This is a genomic window from Acidobacteriota bacterium, from assembly GCA_012517875.1.
Lineage (GTDB): Bacteria > Acidobacteriota > JAAYUB01 > JAAYUB01 > JAAYUB01 > JAAYUB01.
The window spans coordinates 1-23596 of sequence record JAAYUB010000098.1 but is presented as its reverse complement, the minus strand read 5'-3'; the positions used below and the strand labels follow the sequence as shown (position 1 = coordinate 23596).

At 66.3% G+C, this 23596-nt stretch carries 19 protein-coding genes, 3 tRNA genes and 2 pseudogenes; 9 read left to right on the top strand and 15 right to left on the bottom strand.

Annotated features, from left to right (window positions below):
- Nucleotides 1-21 precede the first annotated feature (21 nt).
- The 7 genes from pheS to GX414_10335 form a co-directional block, all read right to left on the bottom strand.
- Nucleotides 22-1056: a phenylalanine--tRNA ligase subunit alpha gene (pheS, locus tag GX414_10365; protein NLI47496.1), complete on the bottom strand. Its 1035-nt coding sequence runs from the start codon at nt 1054-1056 to the stop codon at nt 22-24.
- A 78-nt stretch (nt 1057-1134) separates the two neighbouring features.
- Nucleotides 1135-1485: a 50S ribosomal protein L20 gene (gene rplT, locus GX414_10360; GenBank protein NLI47495.1), complete on the bottom strand. Its 351-nt coding sequence runs from the start codon at nt 1483-1485 to the stop codon at nt 1135-1137.
- Between the two features lie 22 nt (nt 1486-1507).
- Nucleotides 1508-1705, bottom strand: a complete 198-nt coding sequence (gene rpmI, locus GX414_10355) for a 50S ribosomal protein L35 (protein NLI47494.1) — start codon at nt 1703-1705, stop codon at nt 1508-1510.
- 145 nt (nt 1706-1850) lie between these two features.
- A complete protein-coding gene (locus tag GX414_10350; protein NLI47493.1) occupies nt 1851-2384 on the bottom strand; it encodes a translation initiation factor IF-3 in 534 nt (177 codons plus the stop codon).
- Between the two features lie 38 nt (nt 2385-2422).
- A complete protein-coding gene (gene thrS, locus GX414_10345) occupies nt 2423-4210 on the bottom strand; it encodes a threonine--tRNA ligase (protein NLI47492.1) in 1788 nt (595 codons plus the stop codon).
- A 62-nt stretch (nt 4211-4272) separates the two neighbouring features.
- Nucleotides 4273-4347: transfer RNA gene (locus tag GX414_10340), tRNA-Val, on the bottom strand.
- A gap of 102 nt (nt 4348-4449) precedes the next feature.
- Entirely contained in the window at nt 4450-6000 is a 1551-nt protein-coding gene (locus tag GX414_10335) for a hypothetical protein (GenBank protein NLI47491.1), read from the bottom strand.
- Nucleotides 6001-6085: 85 nt separating this feature from the next.
- Between GX414_10335 and GX414_10330 the strand changes: the two genes are divergently transcribed.
- The 3 genes from GX414_10330 to GX414_10320 all read left to right on the top strand — a co-directional run bounded on the left by GX414_10330 (nt 6086) and on the right by GX414_10320 (nt 10838).
- Nucleotides 6086-9229: a VCBS repeat-containing protein gene (locus GX414_10330; protein NLI47490.1), complete on the top strand. Its 3144-nt coding sequence runs from the start codon at nt 6086-6088 to the stop codon at nt 9227-9229.
- 22 nt (nt 9230-9251) lie between these two features.
- Nucleotides 9252-10610 carry a hypothetical protein gene (locus GX414_10325; GenBank protein NLI47489.1) on the top strand — a complete coding sequence of 453 codons (1359 nt, stop codon included), beginning with the start codon at nt 9252-9254 and terminating at the stop codon, nt 10608-10610.
- 140 nt (nt 10611-10750) lie between these two features.
- Nucleotides 10751-10838 (top strand) — tRNA-Leu (locus GX414_10320).
- A gap of 487 nt (nt 10839-11325) precedes the next feature.
- Here GX414_10320 and GX414_10315 read toward each other — a convergent pair.
- Nucleotides 11326-11553, bottom strand: coding sequence for a hypothetical protein (locus GX414_10315; protein ID NLI47488.1), 228 nt, complete (start codon nt 11551-11553; stop codon nt 11326-11328).
- Between the two features lie 93 nt (nt 11554-11646).
- Nucleotides 11647-11722 (bottom strand) — tRNA-Ala (locus GX414_10310).
- Between the two features lie 116 nt (nt 11723-11838).
- Between GX414_10310 and GX414_10305 the strand changes: the two genes are divergently transcribed.
- The 6 genes from GX414_10305 (at nt 11839) to GX414_10280 (ending at nt 19475) form a co-directional block, all read left to right on the top strand.
- Nucleotides 11839-12504 (top strand): TrkA family potassium uptake protein, encoded by a 666-nt coding sequence (locus GX414_10305; GenBank protein NLI47487.1) that lies wholly within the window; start codon nt 11839-11841, stop codon nt 12502-12504.
- An 80-nt stretch (nt 12505-12584) separates the two neighbouring features.
- Nucleotides 12585-13442, top strand: a complete 858-nt coding sequence (locus tag GX414_10300; protein ID NLI47486.1) for a 3-hydroxybutyryl-CoA dehydrogenase — start codon at nt 12585-12587, stop codon at nt 13440-13442.
- 25 nt (nt 13443-13467) lie between these two features.
- Nucleotides 13468-14643, top strand: a complete 1176-nt coding sequence (locus tag GX414_10295; GenBank protein ID NLI47485.1) for a tetratricopeptide repeat protein — start codon at nt 13468-13470, stop codon at nt 14641-14643.
- 18 nt (nt 14644-14661) lie between these two features.
- Entirely contained in the window at nt 14662-15711 is a 1050-nt protein-coding gene (gene recA, locus GX414_10290; protein NLI47484.1) for a recombinase RecA, read from the top strand.
- A gap of 90 nt (nt 15712-15801) precedes the next feature.
- Nucleotides 15802-17853, top strand: coding sequence for an NAD-dependent DNA ligase LigA (ligA, locus tag GX414_10285; protein NLI47483.1), 2052 nt, complete (start codon nt 15802-15804; stop codon nt 17851-17853).
- Between the two features lie 251 nt (nt 17854-18104).
- A complete protein-coding gene (locus tag GX414_10280) occupies nt 18105-19475 on the top strand; it encodes an FAD-binding oxidoreductase (GenBank protein NLI47482.1) in 1371 nt (456 codons plus the stop codon).
- A gap of 343 nt (nt 19476-19818) precedes the next feature.
- Here the strand turns inward: GX414_10280 and GX414_10275 are convergent, their stop codons facing one another.
- The 6 genes and pseudogenes from GX414_10275 to GX414_10250 form a co-directional block, all read right to left on the bottom strand.
- Nucleotides 19819-20649, bottom strand: a complete 831-nt coding sequence (locus tag GX414_10275; protein ID NLI47481.1) for an MBL fold metallo-hydrolase — start codon at nt 20647-20649, stop codon at nt 19819-19821.
- Nucleotides 20625-21068, bottom strand: a complete 444-nt coding sequence (locus GX414_10270) for a PaaI family thioesterase (GenBank protein ID NLI47480.1) — start codon at nt 21066-21068, stop codon at nt 20625-20627. Before GX414_10270 ends, GX414_10275 begins: the two co-directional genes overlap by 25 nt.
- Nucleotides 21065-21505, bottom strand: a complete 441-nt coding sequence (locus GX414_10265) for a CGGC domain-containing protein (GenBank protein ID NLI47479.1) — start codon at nt 21503-21505, stop codon at nt 21065-21067. Before GX414_10265 ends, GX414_10270 begins: the two co-directional genes overlap by 4 nt.
- Before the next feature lie 56 nt (nt 21506-21561).
- Nucleotides 21562-22746 (bottom strand): annotated as a pseudogene (locus GX414_10260) (P-loop NTPase).
- Between the two features lie 123 nt (nt 22747-22869).
- Nucleotides 22870-23253, bottom strand: a pseudogene (locus GX414_10255) (iron-sulfur cluster assembly scaffold protein).
- Nucleotides 23237-23596: (4Fe-4S)-binding protein (locus GX414_10250; GenBank protein ID NLI47478.1), on the bottom strand; the 360-nt coding region annotated here is incomplete at its 5' end. The pseudogene GX414_10255 and the gene GX414_10250, both read right to left, overlap by 17 nt.

The following is a 23596-nucleotide window of genomic DNA, read 5'->3' as shown; positions in this document are numbered from 1 at the left end:
TGCGCTCTCCTTCGCGGCCCGTCAGAAGCGGTAGAACTGGTTCAGGAACCGGACGTCGTTTTCCCAAAACATCCGGATGTCGGGGACGCCGTACCGGAGGATGGCGACCCGGTCGATGCCCATGCCGAAAGCGAAGCCCGTGTAGCGCTCGCTGTCCACGCCGCACGCGTCGAAGACGTGCGGATGGACCATGCCGGCGCCCAGGATCTCGATCCAGCCGCTCCCCTTGCAGATGCGGCAGCCGCCGCCGCCGCAGAAGAAGCAGCTCACGTCCACCTCGGCGCCGGGCTCCACGAAGGGAAAGAAGCTGGGCCGCAGGCGGATGCGGGCGTCGGCGGCGAAGCACTCCCGGGCGAAATGCTCCAGTGTGCCCTTCAGGTCGGCCAGCGAGACGCCCTCATCCACCACCAGCCCCTCGATCTGGTGGAAGATCGGAAAGTGAGTGGCGTCGGGCGTGTCCTTACGGTACACCTTGCCGGGGGCGATGACTTTGAGCGGCGGCGCCACGGTCTGCATGGTCCGGATCTGAACCGGCGAGGTGTGCGTACGCAGCAGGAAGGATCCGCCACCGATGAAGAAGGTGTCCTGTGCATCGCGGGCCGGATGGTCGGGCGGAAAGTTCAGGGCGCCGAAGTTGAAGAAGTCGGTCTCGATCTCGGGCCCCTCGGCGATGACGTAGCCCATCCGCTCGAAGATGCCGCAGATCTCGGCCTCCACCTGCTTGATGGGGTGCAGCGTGCCCCGGGCGACGGGGAAGCCGGGCAGCGTGACGTCGAGGCGCTCCTTCTCCAGCCGGTCCTGGTAGGCCGCCAGGCGGACCTGCCGGGCCAGCGCCTCCAGCCGGGTTTCGATGGCCGCCTTCAGCTGGTTGACCTCCTGGCCGAAGGCGGGCCGCTCGGCGGGCGGCAGGTCGCGCAGGCGCTTGAGCTGGAGGGTCAGGAGACCCTTCTCCCGTGACAGGTAGCGCTCCCGCAGCAGGCCGTAGGCCGCCTCGTCGCGGACCGTCCCGCATTCCGTCTCGAAACCATCCATGATTCGGGCCAGATCATCGCGCATCGAGGGCTCCTTGCAAAAAAAAACCGGCTGCACCGTAGCGGGACAGCCGGTTGATGTTCCTTTCAAACGAACTGAGGATTATGCCTGCTTGGCCACTGACACCAGTTCGGCGAAGGTGACCGGATGGTGCACGGCGAGTTCCGCCAGGACTTTCCGGTCGAGCTCCACACCGGCTTTTTTCAAACCGGACATAAATCGATTGTATGACAGGCCGTGCTCACGGGTGGTCGCATTGATCCGGATGATCCAGAGCGACCGGAATTCGCGCTTGCGCTGCCGCCGGTCGCGGTAGGCGTAACCCAGCCCTTTCTCGACAGTCTCCTTGGCGGTGCGGTACAGGCGGTTCCGTGACCCCCGGTAGCCCTTGGCCAAGGCCAGGATCTTCTTTCGGTTCAGCAGTCTCTTGTTTCCACGCTTCACTCGGGGCATGACAGTACTCTCCTCGGCGCCTTCAGATTTGGAGCATTTCCTTGACGCGGCCCAGGTCGGCGCCGGCGACGAGGCCGGTCTGGCGGAGGTTGCGCTTCCGCTTGCGGGTCTTCTTCGTCAGGATGTGGCTCTTATGGCTGTGGCCGCGCAGCACCTTGCCTGTCGCGGTCACCCGGAAGCGCTTGGCAGCGCCTTTCTTCGTCTTCTGCTTCGTCTTCAGCTTGTGCACGGTCCAACTCCTTTGCGATGACACCAAGTTATGGCTTGTCGCGGAGCCGGCAACGGGGCTGGAGCCTGCTCCCGCGAAAAAACGGGCTAATTATAATGATTAATTCGAATCTGTCAATGGCCTTTCAGGCGGCGGTTCATTTTTTCGGCATGAGGTGCATCACCATCAGCCGGCCCTCCATCTCCGGCGGCTTGACCATCTCGGCCACCCCCTCGAGCTCCTCGACCAGCCGGGCCAGCAGTTCGTAGCCCAGTTCCGGGTACGCCATCTCCCGGCCGCGGAAGAAGACGCCGCACTTGACCCGGTTGCCTTCCTCGAGGAACCGGATGATGTGCTTTTTCTTGAACTCGAAGTCGTGGGTGTCGGTACGGGGTCGGAATTTCACTTCCTTGATCTGGACCACCTTCTGCTTCTTCTTGGCGTCGTGCTGCTTCTTCTTCTGCTGGTAGAGGAATTTCCCGTAGTCCATGACCTTGGCCACGGGGGGTTCGGCGTTGGGGGCGATTTCCACCAGGTCGACCTGCTTCTCGGTGGCGAGCGCCAGGGCCTGGGCGATGGGGACGACGCCGAGCTGCGCCCCGTCGCCGTCGATCAGCCGGACTTCCGGTGCGGTGATCTCCTCGTTGATGCGCACTCGGTCCCGGTTCTCGTTTTTGGGTGCTGGTTTAATTGACGTCCTCCTGACAAAGAGTTTACGGTTGCCGTAATTTAAGGTTTGATCGCGCGGCTGTCAATATGGGATTTGACCAGGTGCGCGAATTGGTCCAGGCCCATGGCGCCCAGGTCGCCCTCGTAGCGGTTGCGCACGGACACGGTCCCCTGCTCCTGCTCCCGGCCGCCGACCACCAGCATGAACGGGATCTTCTGGACCTGGGCCTCGCGGACCTTGTAGCCCACCTTCTCGTTTCGATCGTCGAGGCGGACGCGCAACCCGTCCGCCTGCAGGCGCGCAGTGACGGACCGGGCATAGTCGCCGAACTTCTCGCTCACCGGGATCACCCAGGCCTGCTCGGGACTCAGCCAGATGGGGAAGGCGCCTGCGTAGTGCTCCACCAGCGTGCCGAAAAACCGCTCCAGCGATCCCATGATGGCCCGGTGGACCATGAAGACGTGATGCTCCTTGGAGTCGGCGGCGACGTAGTTGACGTCGAACCGCCGCGGCAGGTTAAAGTCGAACTGAACGGTGCTGCACTGCCACTTGCGGCCGATGGCGTCCACGAGCTTGAAATCGATCTTGGGACCGTAGAACACCGCCTCCCCTTCCTTGCGCGTGTAGGAGATGCCGCGGATTTCCATCGCCTTGACCAGGCCGGCCTCGGCCATCTCCCACTCCTCGTCGGTGCCGGCGTACTTGCCCTTGTTCTCCGGATCGCGGACGGAGAGCTCCACCTGGTACTGTTCGAACCCGAACGTCTGCATGAAGAACAGGCACAGGTCGAGCACGCCGCCGAGCTCGTCCACGATCTGGTCGGGGGTGCAGAAGATGTGGCCGTCGTCCTGGGTGAAGCCGCGGACGCGGAGCATGCCGTGAAGCACGCCGCTCTTCTCATAGCGGTACACCGTCCCCAGCTCGGCAAAGCGGACGGGCAGATCGCGGTAGCTGTGGAGCCGGCTCTTGTAGATCAGGATGTGCCCCGGGCAGTTCATGGGCTTGACCACGTACTCCTCCTCATCGATGGTGAGGGTGTACATGTTTTCCTTGTAGTAATCGAAGTGCCCGGACGTGCGCCACAGGTTGTGCCGCGCCAGATGGGGGATAGCCACCAGCTCGTAGCCGCGGCGGAAATGCTCGTTCTTCCAGAAGTCCTCGATGAGGTGCCGGATCAGGGCGCCCTTGGGATGCCAGTAAACGAATCCCGCCCCCGCGACGTCCTGGATGGAATAGAGGTCAAGTTCGCGGCCCAGCCGGCGGTGGTCCCGCTTGCGGGCCTCCTCGAGAAACGCCAGGTACGCGTCCAGCTCCGCCTGGGTCAGGAAGGCGGTGCCGTAGATGCGCTGGAGCTGCGGCCGCCGCTCGTCGCCGCGCCAGTAGGAGCCGGCGATGGACAGCAGCTTGAACACCTTGAGCGCGCCGCTCGACGCCACGTGGGGGCCGAGGCAGAAGTCGTACAGCGTGTCGAGCCGGTAGCACGACAGCGTCTCGCCGGCCTTCTCGTCGATGAGCTCGCACTTGAGCGCCTCGCCCATCTCGTCGAAGACGCGCTGTGCCTCCGCCAGCCCGATCACCGCGGGTTCGAACGGCAGGTCGCGCGCGGCCAGCTCCCGCATCTTCTCCTCAATCCGGGCCAGGTCCTCCTCGGTCAGAGCGTGGTCCATCTGGAAGTCGTAATAGAAGCCGTCCTCGGTGGCGGGGCCGATGCCCAGGTGGGTGCCGGGGAACAGATGCAGCACGGCCAGGGCCATGAGGTGGGAGGTGCTGTGGCGCAGAATGGTCAGGGCTTCGGCGGAATCGGCCACGACGCGACGTGTGCCGTCGCGCTCGATCACTTGGAGCATGGCTGGATTGTCCTCCGTGTCCGGTGCGGGAATGGGGCACTCCGATCGCATAAATAAAAAAATGGTAGGTGCGAGCGGATTTGAACCGCTGACCCCTTCCGCGTCAAGGAAGTGCTCTCCCCCTGAGCTACGCACCTACGCAAGGCGGCCAAATTATCAGACGGCGGGCGGGTTGTCAATTCATTTTTGGCTCGTGCGGCGTGACGGGCGGACGGATGCAGGCAAAACCGGAACATGGATCAGCTGGCACCGCGTTCGAACAGTTCCAGGATGCGCGGTGAAAGCATCGCCCGCACCGGCGGCGGCAGGGTGAAGCCGGCGGTCTGCCGGGCTTCGCGCAGGTGGCGGCGCCCCTCATCGAGCTGCTCGGCGGAGCGCTCCCGGGCCAGGTAGTACTCGCTGACGAGGGCCGCCCCGATGAAGAAGTTGGCCAAGCCGGCCTTCTCGGTGGAAAAACTCAGGTAGTTCTTCATGGAGGCCACCGACTCCGGATACTTGCCGAGGAAGTAATCGCGGATGCCGTTCTTGAGCAGGGTCTGATAGACCGCCTGGCCGGAGCCGGCGCTCTGGAGCATCCCCAGCAGCGTCTTCGCCTCGGAGTTGTTCGGGTCCAGCGCCAGCGCCTGCTGCAGGGACTGCAGCGCGGGCTCCTTCCGGCCGGCCTGGATGTCCCGCCGCGCGGCGGCCACCAGCTGGCCGATTTGGCCGGCCTGCTTGAGCTGCACCTCGATGCGGTCCAGGTAGCCCTGGATCTCGCGCCCCTGGTCGGGGCCGGCGGCGAGTTTGCGGGCATCCTGGAAATGGCGGCGCGCCCGCTCCCAGTTCCGGTCGTTGAAGGCCTTGACGCCGTCCTGATAATAGGCGGCGAAGGCGGCGCTCCGGTCGCCCAGCTCCTTCTTCCGCTTCTCCTCGGCGACCAGCCGCTGGACGGGTTCCAGCCCGGGGAAGCCGGGCTGCTCCGCCCGGATGGCGACGAGGATCTCCTCGGCCTGCGACGGGTTGACGGGCGCCAGCCGGCGCGCGTCATCGAGGCGCCGCTGCAGGTTCACATGAGCCTGGCAGCGGTCGATCAGATCCAGCAGGTTCGGATAATCGGGCTTCTTCTTGTAGATGGACTGGTAGCGCTCGAGGGCGGCGGCCCAGTCGCCCTTGCGGAAGGCCTCGTCGGCCTGCCGGGCCAATCCCTGCACTTCCGCCTCCAGCGCCTGCCCGGCCTGGATGCGCTGCACCAGCCGGTCCGCGTCGCCGGCGTAGCGGCCGCCGGCGGTCTTGATCTTGTCGAGCAGCGGGAGGGCCTCGGCCAGCTTGCCCTGGTTGAAGAGGTCGGAGGCCCGCTGGAATTCGCGGAGATCGGCGTCCGTCTCCGTCGGCGTGGTGGGTCCCGTGGACGGCGTCGTCTTCTGGGCAAGCTTCTGGTTGATCTCGGCCAGATAGCGGTTCAGGTCGTTGAGCTCGGGCAACTCCTTGATCGCGCCGAGGGTCAGCGATTTCTCGAAGTTGTGCTTGGCCAGTTCATACTGGCCCATGTGATGATACGCCACCCCGAGATAGAAATACGGGATATACGATCCCCGCATCACGCCGTAGAACTTCGTGTTGGGGTCGGGCTTCCCCTTCTGGGCGATGGCGATTTCCAGAAATTCGATGCCTTTCTGGTAATTGCCGTTCTTGATCTGCTCGACGCCGTCGAGATAGTTCAGGTACCATTTCCGGTCGAGCTGGGCTTGACTGAGGGCAGATATCGCCCACAGGATGAGACAGATGACGATCAACGGACGCGGCCGGGTCATGGCGTGTTGCATTCTCCCACAGCGTGCTATAATTATAGCAGTTTTCGGTTCATCCGCCAGCCATTATTCGTCACGTGGAGGGGCTATGGGACGCATCCGGACTTTGCTGATGGCGCTCGCCGTGTGTCTCGGATTCACGGCGATTTGCAGTGGATACGGCCAGATCTTGGTCGAGGAGCGTGAAAACCAGAAACTGTACATCAATTCACCATCCCAGATCCTGCCTTCCACCCAGATCACCTTCCTGCTGGATCCCGACAGTTTCCCTGAGGCTTCGCCTGCCAATCCCGTGCTGATCAAGATCCACATCACCCAGGTCACGAAAGCCGACCGGGAGGTGCTGAGCCAGACGCTGGCCACCGGCACCACCGAAACCACGTCGCCGCTGCCGAGCTACGGCGAAGTGGTGTTCCCGCTGGCGGTGGTGCCCTTCAGATTGTATGACGACCTCTGGCTGCCCGACCCGGGCGCCGTCCCCACCCCGCTTATACCGGACACCGTGCAACTGTTCCGCTACGTGGCCGGCGAGTCGGAGTTCTGGATCCGGCTCAACGAGAGCACCGCCGCCTGGCCCACCGGCCTTGAGGGTGTGCGCTGGGGCTTCACCGTCGCCCTGGGCGGCGGCGTCTGGCCCCCGAACGCCAACAGCAACTGGGGCGCGGCGGGCCGGTACCAGCAACAGTCCACCCTCGTGGTCGCCGATCTGCGCCAGCATTCATTCCCGCCCGTCGTCGACGATTACCTGTTTTGGGTTGAGAGCGTGTATCAGTCGGGCGGGTACACTCCGACCTATCTATTCCCCGGCAGCTTCATCGCCTTTTCCGCCACCACCTTCGAGACGCTGGAGGCTCCCGCCACATCCGTCGTGGGCACGGAGTTGACCGACGTGACCGTGGCCGACCTGAATCAGGACGGGTACGACGACGTCTGCTCCGTTGACCGCTCCCGCCGCCGGCTGTACTGGAGCTTCGGGACGGCGGACGACACGTTTGTGGATCTCGACTGGCTTTGGCTGCCCGAGTTCGAGCCGGTCCGGCTGGATGTGACCGACACCGACGGCGACGGCCGGCTCGACTTCTTCATCGTCGACAGCGACGGCGTCGTGCACATTTATGACTATTGGAGCGTGTTCGGCCAAAAGGCGCAGGACACCCGGATGGCATGGTCCGCCTTCTCGTTCAAGGCGGCGGCCGTGCCGGGGGACACCGCCCTGCATGACCTGAATGGCGACGGCTCCAGCGACTACCTGGTCACCGACCAGGCCAACAACACGCTCAACGTCTACATCGGATCGGACTTCGGCTCCCAGCAGGTCTATCCCACCGGCACCCAGCCGGTGGCGATGGCCGTCGGCGACTTCAACGGCTACGCTGAGCCCGACGTGGCCACCGCCAACCGGAGCGGCCATTCGGTGTCGGTGTTCTGGAATACCGGCGGCGGCAGCTTGACCAGCCTGGATTACGCCGCCAACGGCAAAGCGCCGGTGGATATCGACACCGGTGATTTCGACCGCGACGGCCGCACCGACCTGGTGGTGGCGTACGCGGACAACAGCACCAAATCGATCTCGCTCTGGAAAGCCCAGACGGACGGGACGTTCGTGCCGGCGTCCGCGCAGAAGGTCTTCTTCCAGGGCAATCCCTCCGCCGTACTGGCCGAGAACATCGACGCTCAAAACGGCGCGGACGCCATCGTGGGCTTCGCCAATTTCCACAAGCTGGCCGTCTGCGTCTCCGACGCCGCCGGGGCGCTGGCGTACGCGTACAACCTGGACACGCTGGCGGACGTGGTGGTCGATCCCATCAGCGGCGTGCTCCTGAGCGAGGACAGCATCCTGTCGATCGCCGGCGGCACGGCCGCGGGCGGCATCAGCACCCGCGAGGGCGCCGCGTCCATCGCCAGCCAGGGCTACGACGTCGTCCACTTCCCGCGCTCGGCGAACATCTCGTTCTCGCTGGTCAATCTGGGCACCGAGCCCGCGCTGGCCAACTTCGAGCTGTACGACGACTCCGGCGCGGTCAAATCGTTCACCACCCAGTCGATCGATCCCCGGACCCAGTTCCCCCGTTACTTCGGCGACCTGCTCGGCCCCGAGACCGCCAACACCCAACGGTGGGTCCGCACGTTCCTGACCCACTCCGACCTCACCGGGATCTGGCTGCTGAACAACGGCACGAATCTGACCTATCTGGACGGCGGCAAGATTCAGAGCATCACCGACGCCCGATCCGAGTTCGTCTTGCCGGTGGTGGATGTCACCGGCGGCCATTACACCCAACTGTACCTGGAGAATCCTCAGCAGGGCCAGGCGCACGTCACCGTCCGCCGCCACAATGCCGCCGGCGTCCAGCAGGCCAGCCACACCGTGCTGCTCAACAAGCGGGGACGGGCCATATTGGACCTGGCGGGCGTCTTTCCCGGCATCGCCGACTCCGACTACCTGACGGTGCAATCGGATCTGGCGATCATCGGCGGCGAGATTTTCGGCGACGCCGAGACCGTCTCGGTGCTGGAGCCGTTCCCCATCGGCGAGGACCAGGGGACGCTGTTCAGCGGCCACGTCGCCCACGGCGACTTCGGCGGCGGCATCGTCTACGACACTTGGCTCACGCTGGTCAACACCTCCGACATCGGGGCGAACGTGGAGGCGATCCTGTACGACAACGACGGCGAGTATCTGGACAGCTTCGCCGCCATCAACCTCGGTCCCCGTTCCAAGGTCGTCTACAACGTCGGCACCATGATGGGACTCAGCGGTACGGTCACCGGTTATCTGAAGCTCGATCTCAAGGGGCTCACCGGCGTGGTGGGCTGCGTGACGTTCGGTGACGCCACGGCCGGAGCGTTCCGGTCGGTCCTGCCGCTGCAATCCCCCCGGCATCGGCGGTTCATCCTGGGGCACATCGCCAACGGAACCCTGGACGAGATTCCGTTCTTCACCGGCCTCGCCGTCGTCAATCCGTACACCACGACCCAGTCGGTCTTCCTGTCGGCCTACGACCAGAACGGCGTGCTGCTGGACACCGTCAAGCTGTTTCTGCAGCCGAATCGCCGGGCGATCGCCATGGTGGACCAGGTGATCCCCGGCTTGATCAACATTTTCGGCGGATACCTCGTTGTCGAATGCGATTCCATTCACCCGGAATTCATCGTGTTCGAGCTCTTCGGCGACACCGGCCTCAACTTCCTGAGCGCCGTGCCCGCCGTGCCCGCCGTGCCCATCGAGTAAATCTTTCTCATCAGGAGGAATGATGCATAACACGCTACGGTTAGCCGGCTGCCTGGCCCTCGCCGCGCTCCTGGCTGCGCCGGCGCTGGCCCAGGGGTCCAGCGATGAAGCGCTGCCCACCAGCCTCTCGTCGTTCCGCTTCAACTTCATCAACCCGGGCGCCCGGGCCACGGCCATGGGCGGCGCCTTCATCGCCCAGGGCAACGACGCCACGGGGTCGGAGACCAACCCCGCCGGCCTCATCTTCATCCCCAAGCCGACCATCCACGGCGAATATCGCTACTTCAAGTACTTCGCCGACCGGGCGGTGGACGCCACCGACGACGCCGTGATCGGCCAGCAGTTCGAGGACAGCGTCAACAGCCCCACCTTCATCAGCTTTGTCTACCCGTACAAGAGCTGGGCGTTCGCGTTCTACCGCCAGGAGCTGGCCAACTTCGAGGCCAATTACTACAATGCGTCTTTCCTCATCCCCAATGATCTGCCGGGTGAGCAGATCATCTGGGTGGTGAACCGCCAGGCGTCTCGCCTGAAATTCAACCTCGACAACTACGGCTTCTCGGTCGCGAAACGGTTGCACGAGACATTCGCCGTGGGTTTCTCCGTGCGCGCCGCCCGTCTGGCTTTGGACGGGAGCGATCTGGCTGACATGACGCAACCGCCCCCGATGGTCGAACCGCAAGTCACGACTGACGACGGCAGCACCATCGGCCGCTTCATGGTCGCGGACGACGACAGCTGGGGCGTCAGCTTCGTCGCCGGCGTCCAGTACAAGCCCAACGACTACGTGAGTATCGGCGCCGTGTACCGGTATGGCGAAACGCACAAGATCCGAGCGGTGTTCAACGACAACCTGCATCTCTTCAATTGGCAAACCGGACAGTATGTCTCACTCCGACAGGAGTACCCCGAGTTCGAGATCAACGTGCCCGACCGGCTCGGCGTGGGCGTCTCCATCACCCCCACCGACCAATGGGCATTCAATTTCGACTACGTCCGGATCCGGTACACCGACCTGAACGACCAGTTCCTGGCCGTGCTCAACCAATCGGCCAGCCCGGAAGCCGATACGTATTTCGGCTGGGAGGACGGTGACGAATACCACGCGGGCGCCGAGTACCTGATCCCCATCGGCCGGAGCAACTCCGTCGCCCTGCTGGCCGGCTACTACCAGGCCCCGGATCCCTCCATCCACTACCTGGGGGGCGCCGACGCGGCCCATGCGATTCTCTATCAGACGACCTTCCCGGAAATGAAGGTGGACCACCACGCCACCTTCGGCGCCGGCTTCGTGCTGTTCGGTCACCTGCAGATCGACATCGCCGGGGACCTGGCCCGCGACAAGGACAGCTTCGCCATCTCGGCGATGTACAACTTCTGACCGGTTAGTCCGGCGGTCACAGATTCTCCGCGACGGCCCCCGGCCGCGAAGAAGTCTCCGCTGACAATCGGGGCTTGACAATCACCGCCGGATGGCTACAATAACACCGCTTCGTGAGTTCTTTTCAGCGAATCCAATGTGCCGAAGTGGTGGAATTGGCAGACACGCTAGGTTCAGGGTCTAGTGGCCAATGTGGCCGTGGGGGTTCAAGTCCCCCCTTCGGCACCATGTTTCAACAGCCTGTCGCGAGAGCGGCCGGCTGTTTTTTTTTGGCGGCGCCCCGGTGTCTCGCCAACGTGGGCGGCCGGCGATCGGGCGGGTATCGAGAATCCGGTGCGGATTTCAGGCATCCATCTCGTTGAGCGGAGCGGGGCCATGCCACCCCAGCCACGGCTAATCCGCTCCGGGAGGCTGGTTCCATGAGCATTCTCAAACAAGCCGCGGCCGTCGTGATCGGAGCCGCCGCAGGCTTCCTGTTTCATTATCTGTCGGCCTGCGCCGGATCCACCTGAGGCATCACCGGCAACCCGTACCTCGCCGTGCTGCTGGGCGGCGGGATGGGTTGGCTCATCGCCTCCGGCGGAGGCGCCAAGCCCGACAAATCCCGCAGCACCCCCCCGACGTCCGCCGATCCCGAGGCGTGACACCCGTGGCCGGCGCCGGGACGTGACGCGATGGGCTTCCGCAGCCGGTCTGCCTGCCGGCCATCCGCTGCTCATCGATACATTGACGCGACATCCGGCTCATTCGGCACCGGCTCGTGCGCCTTGCGGTCGTAGACCCGCTCGTAGGCACGGCAATACGGACAGACGCTCGCTTCGATCCGGCGGACAAACCAGTAGGCCAACCCGCGCTGGCGGCGCCGGGCCCGTGTGCAGACGGGGCACTCCACGCAGCGCCGGGCCATGGCCCGGTCCCGGTCGGTGACGGCGGTCGGCTCCATGATGGTCCTCTTCTCGGGCGGCGGCGGCGCCGCCGGGATGCCCGGCCGGCGCCGGCCGAAAAAAAGAGGCACCCTCAGGGTGCCTCGTATATTTGGTGGAGCTAAGGGGATTTGAACCCCTGACCCCATGACTGCCAGTCATGTGCTCTTCCAGCTGAGCTATAGCCCCACGGCAAAGATCCGTCCAGCGAGCACCCTTAATACCGCAGGGGTTCTTTATTGTCAAGACCATTTTCCGCTGTGGTATAATCCCGGCTTGAATTTCGGGCCGGGAGCACACCCACCATGGCGCGATATGCGGTGATCGGACTGGGGATTTTCGGTTTCCATGTCGCTCAGTCCCTGTACGAGAAAGGCCACGACGTCATCGCCGTCGACATCAGCGAGGAGATGGTGCAGCGCGCCCGCGACACCGCCTCCCAGGCGGTCCACGCCGACGCCACCGACCGCGAGACGCTCGAGGCGCTGGGCCTGCAGGACGTCGACTGCGCCATCATCAGCGTGGGTGAGCGGATCGACAACTCGATCCTGATCACCCTGCACCTGGCCGAAATGGGCGTCAAGAAAATCGTGGTCAAGGCCGCCAACGACACCCACGGCAAGATCCTCCGGAAGATCGGCGCCACCGAGGTGGTCTTCCCCGAAAAGGAGATGGCCATCCGCACGGCCGACCGGTACAGCCACCGGGACGTGTTGGACCAGATCCCCCTGGGCGACGGCGTCACCATCCTGGAGCTGATCGTGCCTCCCTTCCTGGTGGGCAAATCCATCCTGGACGCCAAACTACGGAAAGATTACTCGCTGAACGTCATCGGCATCAAGGAACTGCAGCCGGACGGCGGCCACGCCTTCGTGCTCGCCCGTCCGGATTTCATTCTCAAGCGCACGGACGTGCTCGTCCTCGTGGGCCCTGACGACCGGGTGGAGGCGTTCAAGGGGATCCCGTCGTGAGCGGACCCGGCGCGCATCGCCGGACCCGAACACCCGACCGACTCAAACGTTATCTATTAATGAAAGGAGGGATCGCACCGATGGCCATCACAACGTTTGCCGTGATCGGCGCCGGCACCATGGGCAACGGCATCGCCCAGACCGCCGCCACCGCAGGCCTGCGGGTGAAGCTGGTGGACGTGCAGTCGACGCCGCTGGAGCGCGCCATGGCCGCCATCGGCAAGAGCCTGGCCAAGTTCGTCGAGAAGGGCGTCATCACCGACGAGGCCCGGCGGCAGACCCTGGGGCGGATCACCACGACCCCCTCTCTGGACGAGTGCGCCGACGCCGACTTCGTCGTCGAAGCGGTGTTCGAGGACTTCGCCACGAAGCAGGAGATCTTCCGGCGGCTGGACGCGCTCTGCCGCCCCGAGGTCGTCCTGGCCAGCAACACGAGTTCGATCTCCATCACCCGCCTGGCGGCGACCACCCGCCGGCCCGACCGCGTCATCGGCATGCACTTCATGAACCCGGTCCCCCTCATGAAACTGGTGGAGATCATCCGCGGCATCGCCACGAGCGACGCCACCTTTGCCGAAACCCGCGGCCTGGCCGAACGGTTCGGCAAGGTGCCGGTGGAGGTCAACGACTTCCCGGGCTTCATCGCCAACCGGGTGCTGATGCCCATGATCAACGAAGCCGCCTTCGCCCTGATGGAGGGCGTCGCCGGCCGGGAGGCCATCGACACCGTCATGAAGCTGGGGATGAACCACCCGATGGGGCCCCTGACTCTGGCCGACTTCATCGGCCTGGATGTCTGCCTCAACATCCTGGAGGTCCTGCACGAGGGCTTCCGCGATCCCAAGTACCGGCCGTGCCCGCTGCTGCGGAAGATGGTCGACGCCGGCTGGCTGGGCCGCAAGTCCGGCCGGGGCTTCTACGAATACGATCCGGTCTGAGGGGGAGGCGCACGCCGACGCACCGATGAACATCTGCCAGCGCTGCCACGCCCGCAATCCCGATTTCGCCCTCCGCTGCGCCAAGTGCCACGCGGAGCTCACCCCGCCGGTGGTGCCCCACCAGTACCGGGACGAGGTGAACTATCTCCTGGACGACGCCGACCTGGAGCGGATCTCCACCATCGAGTTCAGCCTGAAGAGCTCGGAGAAGAACCTGGAGGAGCTCGTCGGCTACCTGGAGAAGCAGTTCCTCAACAACCTCTACCTGAGCATTTCGGTGGAGAAGATCATCGACGCGCTGGAGCAGCGCGGCGTGCTGGAGCGCAAGGAGCTGGAGCGGCGCGTCAGGGACGAACTCAAGGGTCAGCTCTTCGGACACGACCAGCGCCAGGACCTGGCCCGGCGGCTCGAGCCGGTGGCCGCCCGCTACCGCGGCCCGGCGCCGCAGTTCAAGCGGTACATCCGCATGGCCGTGCCGCTGCTCTACACCGCCCGGCATCGCCGCGGCGTGCAACTGCTGGAGCAGGCGCTGGCCCTGGACGCCGAGAACGAGGGGGTGCTGCGGATCCTCGCCGAGCTGCATTTCATCGCCGGCCGCCAGGCGGCCGCCCGGCGCTGCCTCGAACGGCTCCTCCAGCGGCACCCGGAACACGCGCCGGCCAATCTGCTCATGGGGCTGATCCAGATCAAGCGCGGCCGGTTCGACGACGCCCAGTCGCACCTGGAGGTGGCCGGCCACCGGGCGCCGCGGGCGTTCGCGCCCCAGTTCCTGCTGGGCATCACCCGCTTCCTGGCGGAGGATTTCAAGCACTCGGGGCGGACGTTCCGCTCCGCTTTCCAGGCGCGGCCCCTGCCCCAGGTGTCGCTGCTGAGCTCCGTTGCCTACTACCTGGGCGACGCCACGCGGGAGGCGGCCGCGGGCACCCGCCAGGTCACGCCGCGGCTCGGACGCACCGCGTTTTTCCATTTCCTGGCCGGGCTCATCGAGCGGCGGCGGCGCCAGCCGCAGCGCGCCGATCAACACTTTGAACAGGTGGTCCGGCACAACCCGCGCTGGCAGCCGGTGATCGAGCAGGTGCGCACCGGCGACCCGGACGCGGTCCGGCGGACCGAAGTCCGGATCTTCACCTCCCGGATGCACCGGGAGATGGAATCGCTGATGGGCCTGCTCATCAGCGAAATCCAGTCCATGGAACCATAACCGATCAGAGGAGCACATATGGCCAACGAACGCGACCAGAAGAGCAAGGCGATCGAGACGGCGCTCAGCCAGATCGAGCGTCAGTTCGGCAAGGGATCCATCATGAAGCTGGGCGACCGGCCCCGCGACCTGGACATCCCGGTGATCCCCACCGGCGTGCTGTCCATCGACGCGGCCCTCGGGGTGGGCGGCTGGCCCAAGGGCCGGATCGTCGAGATCTACGGCCCCGAGTCCAGCGGCAAGACCACGCTGGCCCTGCACGCCATCGCCGCCGCCCAGCGTCAGGGCGGGTCCGCCGCCTTCATCGACGCCGAGCACGCGCTGGACCCGATCTACGCCAAGAAGCTGGGCGTGGACACCGACGAGCTGCTGGTCTCCCAGCCCGACCACGGGGAGCAGGCCCTGGAGATCGCCGAGCTGCTGGTGCGGAGCGGCGCCGTCGATATCATCGTCATCGACTCCGTGGCCGCGCTGGTCCCCAAGGCCGAACTCGACGGCGAGATGGGCGACTCGTTCATGGGGCTTCAGGCCCGGCTCATGAGCCAGGCGCTGCGCAAGCTCACCGCCATCGTGGCCAAGTCGAAAACCTGCCTGATCTTCATCAACCAGGTGCGCGAGAAGATCGGGGTCATGTTCGGCAATCCCGAGGTCACCACCGGCGGCCGGGCGTTGAAGTTCTACTCCAGCATCCGGGTGGACATCCGTCGCATCGGCTCCATCAAGATCGGCGAGGAGGTCGTGGGCAACCGGACCAAGCTCAAGATCGTCAAGAACAAGATCGCCCCGCCCTTCCGGGAGACGGAGTTCGATATCATCTACTCCGAGGGTATCTCGCGCGAGGGCGATCTCCTGGACCTTGGCATCAACCTGAAGGTCGTGGACAAAAGCGGCGCCTGGTTCTCCTTCGACGGCATGAAGCTGGGCCAAGGGCGCGAGAACGCCAAACAGTTCATCAAGGACAACCCCGACGTCCAGGCGAAGATCGAGCCGCTCGTGCGCGAGAAGATGGGCCTGGTGCGGACGCCTGGCGCCGCCGAGGAAGCGGCGGCCGGGGACGAGGACGCCTAGCGCGGGCGCCACGACCGGTCCGCCCGGACGCACCCCGCCGGCGGCGGGATGACGATATCCGGGCGACAGCCCAGCGGGAGCGGTGACGGGATGGGCGACATCCGAAAGGACATCGAGCGGCTGCGGCGGGAGATCCGGCACCACGAGCACCGCTACTACGTGCTGGACGCGCCGGAGATCTCCGACTTCGAATTCGACCAGCTCATGCGGCGCCTCCAGGAGCTGGAGGCGGCGCATCCTGAGCTTCGCTCTCCCGACTCGCCCACGCAGCGCGTGGGCGGCGAGCCGGCCGAGGGGTTCGACATCCACGTCCACGCCGCGCCCATGCTCAGCCTCGACAACGCGTACTCCCTGGACGAGATCCGCGAGTTCGACGCCCGGGTGCGCAAGCTCATCCCCGGCGAGGCGTTCACCTACGCCGCCGAGCTCAAGTTCGACGGCCTGAGCATGTCGCTGCTCTACGAGGACGGCCGGATGGTCAAGGCCGTCACCCGGGGCGACGGCCTGCGCGGCGAGGTGGTCACCGCCAACATCCGGACCATCCGGACTGTCCCGCTTGTGCTGGAAGCCCGCGGCGCCCGCGCCGGCGCGCGGGAGCCGGCCGGTCCGTCCGTTGCCGGCCGCATCGAGGTGCGCGGCGAGGTGGTGATGCCGCTGGCGAGCTTCGAGCGCCTGAACCGGACGCGACGGGAAGCGGGCGAAGCGCCGTTCGCCAACCCCCGCAACGCCGCCGCCGGCACGGTGCGGACGCTGGATGCCCGCGTGGTGGCCAGCCGCCGCCTGGACTTTTATGCCTACGGACTCCTGGTCGATGGCACCACGCCGCTCTCCACTCATCTGGACACCTTGCACTGGTTGAACCGCCACGGCTTCCGGACGAGCCCGATGGTCCGCGAGTGCGGCGATCTCGCCGAGCTTGAGGCGTTCATCGAGGAGGTCCGCGGCCGGATGCCCGATCTCCCCTTCGAAATCGACGGCGTGGTGGTCAAGGTCAACGCCGCGGCGCTGCAGGCCCGCCTCGGGGCCACCGCCAAGATCCCGCGCTGGGCCGTTGCGTACAAGTACCCGGCCCGACAGGCCACCACGCGGGTGCGACACATCGCCGTCCAGGTGGGCCGCACCGGAGCGCTCACCCCCGTGGCCGAGTTCGATCCGGTGCTCCTCGACGGCTCCACGGTGAGCCGGGCCACGCTGCACAACCCGGAAGAGGTCCGGAGGCTGGACGTCCGCGTAGGCGACTGGGTGCTGATCGAGAAGGGGGGCGATGTCATCCCCAAGGTGGTCCAGGTGATCATCAGTCGTCGCGAGGGCGAGCTCCCCGAATTCGTCATGCCGGAGCGGTGCCCGGCGTGCGGCGGCACGGTCCACCGCCCCGAGGGGGAGGCGGTGGCGCGGTGCGAGTCGGCCGACTGCCCGGCCAAGCTGAAGGGATCGCTCCTCCACTTCGCCTCCCGCCGGGCCATGGACATTCAGGGCCTCGGTGAGGCGCTGGTGGACCAGCTCGTGGACACGGAGATGGTGGCCAGCGTGGCCGACCTCTACACCATGGACTTCGACACGGTTGTGGCGCTGGAGCGGATGGGTCGCAAGTCGGCGGAGAACCTGTTCGCCCAGATCGACGCCAGCCGCGCCCATCCCCTGCATCGGCTCCTGTTCGGCCTCGGCATCCGCTTCGTGGGCGAGCGCACGGCGCAGTTGCTGGCGCGTCGCTTCGGCACCCTCGACGCCGTGATGGCCGCCTCGGAGGAGGAACTGCTCGCCACCGAGGAGGTGGGCCCGGTGGTGGCCGAAAGCATCCGGGCCTTCTTCGCCGAGCCGCGCAACCGGGCGCTGGTGGAGCGCCTGCGTGCCGCCGGTCTCAACCTGGCGGAACCCGAAGCCCCGCCGGTCCCCGCGGGCGGCGAGGCGGCGTTCTTCGCCGGCAAGACGTTCGTGCTCACCGGCACGCTGGCGGCCATGAGCCGCGACGAGGCGGCCGACAAGATCCGCGCCCGGGGCGGTACGGTCACCGGCTCGGTGAGCAAGAAGACGCACTATCTGGTGGTGGGCGCCGACGCCGGCTCGAAGCTGGCCAAGGCGCAGGCGCTGGGCGTAGCGGTGCTGGACGAGGCCGCGTTTCTCGAGAAGTTGGAAGAAGGCTGATTCACCGCCGAGGCGCAGAGGACCCAGAGGATTAGATGGGTGAGCGGGTGAATGGGTGAGCAGATGCGAACATTCAAACATTCAAACGTTCAAACCTGCATCAAACAGTTCGATTACGATCACGAGCACGACCACGATTACGAGCACGATTACGATTACGATTACGAGTTAGAATTGAGGGAGCGAGAACGAGCCGCGAGCCTCGAGTCCCGAGCCCCGCAGATCGATGCTGCGAGTCGAGGCAACCACCGATGATCGCACCAGTCACCGACCCTGAAATCCTCGCGGGATACAACGCCGACGCGCTGGGCTACCGCGGCGCGCCGGAGGGGCTGTTCCGCCCCGCCGACGAGGCCGAGGTGCGCGACATCCTGGCCTGGGCCTTGGCGGAACGCCGGGCGGTCACGCCGGTGGGCCTGCGCTCGTCCACCACCGGCAGTTGCGTGGCGCCGTCGGGGTACCTGCTGAGCCTGGAGCGGTTCCAGGCCCCGCCCGACATCCGCCCCGACACGCGCACCGCCGTGGTCCAACCCGGGCTGAACCTCGCCCAGCTCAAGGCGCAGCTCGAGACGCACGGCCTGTTCTTCCCGCCCGACCCCACCAGCGAGCCCGACTGCTGCATCGGCGGCGCCGTGGCCACCAACGCCTCGGGCGCCCGCAGCCTCAAGTACGGGGCCGTCCGCAACTGGGTGCAGCGGCTCCGCGTGGTGCTCGCTTCCGGCGAGGCGCTGGAGCTGCACGCCGCGGCGGTGGACAAGAACGCCGCCGGCTACTACGGCTTCCAGGATCCCATCCAGTTTTTCATCGGCTGCGAAGGGACCCTGGGCGTCATCACCGAAATCGAGCTCCGGTGCCTGCCCCTCCCCGCCGACTACCTGTCGCTCTACGCCTACTATCCCGACGAGGCCGCGGCCCTGGCCGCGGCGGCCGCGTTCCGGGAGAACGCCCCCGGCGTCCGCTGCCTCGAGTACTTCGACGGCGGGTCGCTGGCGCTCATCCGCGACGAGAAGGGCGCCGCCGTGCCGGCTGGCGCCGGTGGCATGCTCTTCATCGAGGAGGAGGCGCCCGCAGGGGGCGTCGACGCGCTGCTCGAGGCATGGCTGGAGCGGCTGGAGGGGAGCGGCGCCCTGGTGGACGACACCATGGTGGGCGACACCCGGGCGCGGAAAGAGGAGATGAAGGCGCTCCGCCACGCCATCCCGTCCACGCTGAACGAGCGCGGCATCCGTTGCCGCGGCGCCGGCGGCGGCAAGGTCTCCACCGACTGGGCGGTGCACCACAACCGGATCGCCGCGATGTTCCCCGCCGTCCGCGCCATCTGCCGAACACACGGCCTGGACGAGGTGTACGGCTACGGCCACATCGGCAACGGCCACCCCCACTTCAACATCGTCGCCGCCGACGCCGACGCCAAGGCCCGGGCCAAAGCGGCCGTCCACGAGATGTGCCGGCTGGTCCAGGCCGCCGCCGGCACGGTGAGCGCCGAGCACGGCATCGGCAAGGTGAAAAAGGAATTCCTCCCCTACTGCTTCCCGCCCCGGGCCATCGCGTGGATGCGCGCCTTCAAGCGCGAGCTCGACCCCGCCCTCATCCTCGCCCCCGGGAATATTTTTGATTTCTAGTAAGCGCGTGCACCACGAAGGCACGAAGGACACAACGGTTCTTCTTGTCGTGCTCGTAACCGTAAGTTGTAATCGTGATCGTAATCGTGATCGAGGTTGGAGGCTCGAGACTCGAGGCTCGTTACCGATCATCGGGCATCGGACATCGGACTTCGGACCCGGGACCCGGGTTCCGGGCCCCGGATCACGGAACCCGGATCCTGGTACCCATTCGCCGATTCACCATTTAACTAATTCCTTCGGCCACTCACGATTCACCATGTTGGCAAAATCCAGTGGATATCAATACGAATCCGATGCACGAGGGCGATGAGGGCGTGGGGCCCGAGTGGAGGAGGCGGACTCAGAAGCGAAAGGTCTGCCCGGCCGCGCCCGGCGCCACACGGTCGCCCAGCATCGCCCGGAGTGTCTCCGACGCCGCGCGGCCGGTGCAGTGACACGGGACCAGATGCCGCGGATCCAGCTCCCGCAGCGCGGCGATGGTCGCCGCCATGCGCGCCGCGCTCGCGGCGCCGAGATGGAAGCCGCCGATCACCGCCAACAGCTCGCGGCTCCCGCTCCGGGCCTGCGCCTGGCGGACGGTGTTGATCGCGCCGGCGTGGGCGCAGCCGACGCAGACCACGAGGCCGCGGGAGGTCCTTATCCAAAGGGCCAGGTCATCGTCGAGGGGATCGGCCCGCCGGCCGTCGCGGTCCAGGAAGAAGGGGCCGCCGGTATCCTCGAAGGCGGTCGCGCGAGCGACAGGTCCCGTGAGCCCCACGTCCGGCTCAAGCAGTGCAGGCGCCTCCAACCAGGTGACGGAGTGGTGGCGCCGCAGCGCCGCCGTCGCCTCGTCCGGCAGCCCGACCGCCCGGGTTTCTTTCGGCGACACGACGAAACGGCGGCGCAGGCAGTGGGGATGGGCGAAGACCGAGATGTCCGGGTTCAGGGTCAGCACGGCCGGGATGCCGCCGCCGTGGTCGTAGTGGCCGTGGCTCAGCACGAAGGTGTCAGCGGCGGACAAATCGACGCCCAGCCGCCCGGCGTTGCCGGCAAGCGCGCCGCCTTGCCCCGTGTCGAACAGGATGCGCCGGCCGGCGGCCTCGATCCAGAGGGCGAAGCCGTGCTCTGCCGCCAGGGGCGGCGCCGCTTCGTTATCCACCAGGATGGTCAGGGTCGCTTCGGTCGCCGGCATCGGGTCCTCCCGCTCTCCATGAACCGGGCGCGGGCCCGGGCCATGGTCTTGCCCTCCCGGGTGATCCGGGCTTCCAGGCGGTGGACGGGTGGCGCTTTCGCCACCAGCCAAGCGGCGAGCTCCACCTCGTCATCGCACGACACGGGCGCCAGGAACCGGACGTACAGGTCACCGGTCACTGCCCGGATGCCCTTGTGGAACAGGCAGTGGGTCATGGCGGCATCGAGCAGGGCGCTGATCACGCCGCCGTGGAGCACGCCCCGGTACCCCTGCAGCCGGCGGCCGGGGCGGAAACGGGCGCAGACCGCCTCGCCTTCCACCGGCTCGAACCGGAGCCGGAGCGACAACGGATTGCGCTGGCCGCACAGCAGGCAGTGCTCATGGTCGAATCCGTCGGCCGGCGCCGACTCTCCGGTCAATTGTAGGCCTCCATGATTTTGGAATCCTCCGCCATCAGATCCCCCGCCAGCTTCTCCATCCCGGCCGCCTTCCAGAAGGGAAGCCGGCGGTGCTGTTCCATGTATTTCAGCGGGATGGGGTGAGTGCCCACGACCACCTTGAGACCGTGAGCCGTCTCGATATACTCCTTGAACTGGCGGAGGCGGGGACACGGCGGATACCCCACCACCAGGCCGGTGGCCAAATGGATGACCTCCGCTCCGTTCTTTTTCATCTCGACGGGCACGTACTCGATGTTGCCTCCCGGGCAGCCGCCGCAGTACGAGTAGCCCACCACTTCCAGCGGCTCGTCGGCCGGATAGCGGGCGAAGCCGCCCACCCGCTCCCGGACGGCCCGGAGACACTTGCCGCCGCCGCACGACTGGTACCGACCGCAGATGATGATGCCGATTTTCATGGCCGATGCAACTCCTCCCGATGGATTGGGAAACACACGGGCCGGACCGGCCGGCCTCAATGGTCGCAGGCGTTGTCGCCCAACTGCAGCGATCCGCTCAGGAAATCGCGCACGATCTGCTCCGGCGCCGCGGCCGCGGCGCCCACGTGCACATGGATGCCCTGCTGGTTGAACAGGGCCACCGCCCGCTGGCCCATGCCGCCGGCGATGACCACCTGGACGCCTCGTTCGGCCAGCCAGGGCGGCAGCAGGCCCGGCTGGTGCGGCGGGGGCTCCACGTCCTCCCGTTTGAGGATCTGTCGCGTCGCGGGATCGACGTCGAGAAGGGCGAAGCGCTCACAGTGACCGAAATGAAGTGCCAACTGGCCGTCGGCCAGGGGAATGGCGATACGCATGATAGTGTTCTCCTTTTCAGATTTGGATTTGGATTTGGATTCGGATTCCGATTCGGATTCCGATTCGCTCGCGGCCGGTGGATCCGGAAGATCCAGTGCCAGGAACGGACGAATGATGTCCTGCATGACCGCCGCCGTGGGCGAGGCGGCGTAGTGCAGGATGAACGCCCGGCCGGCATCGCATGCCTCGGCGATGACCGGGTCGATGGGAATGGAGCCGAGGAACGGCACGTCCATATCTTCGGCGATCTGCCGGCCGCCGCCGGAGCGGAAAATCGGCGTGATCTCGCCGCAGCGCGGACAGGCAAAACCGCTCATGTTCTCCACAACACCCAGCACCGGCACGCCCAGGTGCCGGCAGAAATTGATGGACTTGCGCACATCCACCGCCGCCACCCGCTGGGGCGTGGTCACCACCACGGCGCCGTCCATCTACCCGATGAGCTGGCAGACCGACAGCGGCTCGTCACCGGTACCCGGCGGCGAATCCACGATCAGGTAGTCCAGGTCGCCCCACTCGCCGTCCTTGAGAAACTGCCGGATGGCGCTGTACTTCATCGGCCCCCGCCAGATCACCGGATCGTCCGGGCTGCGGAGGAAAAAACCGATGGACAGCACTTTCAGTCCGTCCACGTCCACGGGGATGAGCATCCCGTCGTCACCGTGGACGGCCGCACCCTCGAGGCCCAGCATGGTGGGGAGGCTCGGGCCGTGCACGTCCACGTCCAGCAAGCCCACCGCCTTGCCGGACTGCAGCAGCGCCACGGCCAGGTTCACCGCCACCGTGCTCTTGCCTACGCCCCCCTTGCCCGACAAGACGACGATCTTGTGCCGGATGCGGCACATGCGGGCCTGGAGCTGGCGGCGCTCTTCGAAATCCTTGTCGCTTTCACCCTCCTGGCGGTTGGCGGCCGCGCAGGAGGTGTCCCCGCATGTCTGGCAGTCGCCCGTCCGGGTGGGTGACTGGCGGGCCTGGCGGAAGAGGTGGTCCTCGCAGGCCGCGTGGAGTGTGTCACAGGCCAGTTGGGCGCAATGCGCGTACTCCGGCGGCAGGCCGCCGATGGCGGCCAGGATCTGTTCCGCCTGCAGATCCAGGACGTCGGTCAGTTCGCGATCCTGAGCCAGAACCGTGGCCATGCTGCCGCACGCCACCGTGGCGCCGCAGCCGCTGGTTTCGAAGGTGACGCGCACCAGGCGTTCCCCGCGGACCTTGACCCAGAAGGTCATGGTGTCGCCGCAGGGCCCGGTCACCTGGGCGTGGCCGTCGGCGCGGTGCATCGCGCCCCGGTTCCGGGGATGGGCCGCGTGTTTGGCCAGCTCCGGCGAACCGGTGATTTCATTCGGTTGATCCATAGGTCTCCTTTTCCATCAGCAAAGTCCAGATAGTGCGGATATCCTCGGCGGCGGGACCGCCGATCTCCACCACCGCCCGGGTGGCGAGCTGGGCCCGGGTCACCGCGGAGTCGTAACGGATCCGCCCGATCGCCCGGGCGCCGGCCTGGCCGGCGGCGGCCTCGATCCGGGCGGTCATGTCCGGATTGATGTCCCACTTGTTCACGCAGACCGCGGCCGGAATGTCGAAGTGCCGCGCCAGCGAGAGCACGCGGTGCAGGTCGTGCTCGCCGGAAACTGTGGGTTCGGTCACCACCAGCACGCGGGCGGCGCCGGTGAGCGAGGCGATGACGGGACAGCCGAT

Bases quoted from the DNA above. Each gene is read 5' to 3' on its own strand.
- GX414_10275 (NLI47481.1), bottom strand. From the start codon at position 20,649: ATGCCGGCGACCGAAGCGACCCTGACCATCCTGGTGGATAACGAAGCG.
- ligA (NLI47483.1), top strand. From the start codon at position 15,802: ATGGGCGACATCCGAAAGGACATCGAGCGGCTGCGGCGGGAGATCCGG.
- GX414_10315 (NLI47488.1), bottom strand. From the start codon at position 11,553: ATGGAGCCGACCGCCGTCACCGACCGGGACCGGGCCATGGCCCGGCGC.
- GX414_10325 (NLI47489.1), top strand. From the start codon at position 9,252: ATGCATAACACGCTACGGTTAGCCGGCTGCCTGGCCCTCGCCGCGCTC.
- GX414_10330 (NLI47490.1), top strand. From the start codon at position 6,086: ATGGGACGCATCCGGACTTTGCTGATGGCGCTCGCCGTGTGTCTCGGA.
- rplT (NLI47495.1), bottom strand. From the start codon at position 1,485: ATGCCCCGAGTGAAGCGTGGAAACAAGAGACTGCTGAACCGAAAGAAG.
- GX414_10300 (NLI47486.1), top strand. From the start codon at position 12,585: ATGGCCATCACAACGTTTGCCGTGATCGGCGCCGGCACCATGGGCAAC.
- thrS (NLI47492.1), bottom strand. From the start codon at position 4,210: ATGCTCCAAGTGATCGAGCGCGACGGCACACGTCGCGTCGTGGCCGAT.
- GX414_10335 (NLI47491.1), bottom strand. From the start codon at position 6,000: ATGACCCGGCCGCGTCCGTTGATCGTCATCTGTCTCATCCTGTGGGCG.
- GX414_10280 (NLI47482.1), top strand. From the start codon at position 18,105: ATGATCGCACCAGTCACCGACCCTGAAATCCTCGCGGGATACAACGCC.
- GX414_10295 (NLI47485.1), top strand. From the start codon at position 13,468: ATGAACATCTGCCAGCGCTGCCACGCCCGCAATCCCGATTTCGCCCTC.
- GX414_10265 (NLI47479.1), bottom strand. From the start codon at position 21,505: ATGAAAATCGGCATCATCATCTGCGGTCGGTACCAGTCGTGCGGCGGC.
- recA (NLI47484.1), top strand. From the start codon at position 14,662: ATGGCCAACGAACGCGACCAGAAGAGCAAGGCGATCGAGACGGCGCTC.
- GX414_10305 (NLI47487.1), top strand. From the start codon at position 11,839: ATGGCGCGATATGCGGTGATCGGACTGGGGATTTTCGGTTTCCATGTC.
- pheS (NLI47496.1), bottom strand. From the start codon at position 1,056: ATGCGCGATGATCTGGCCCGAATCATGGATGGTTTCGAGACGGAATGC.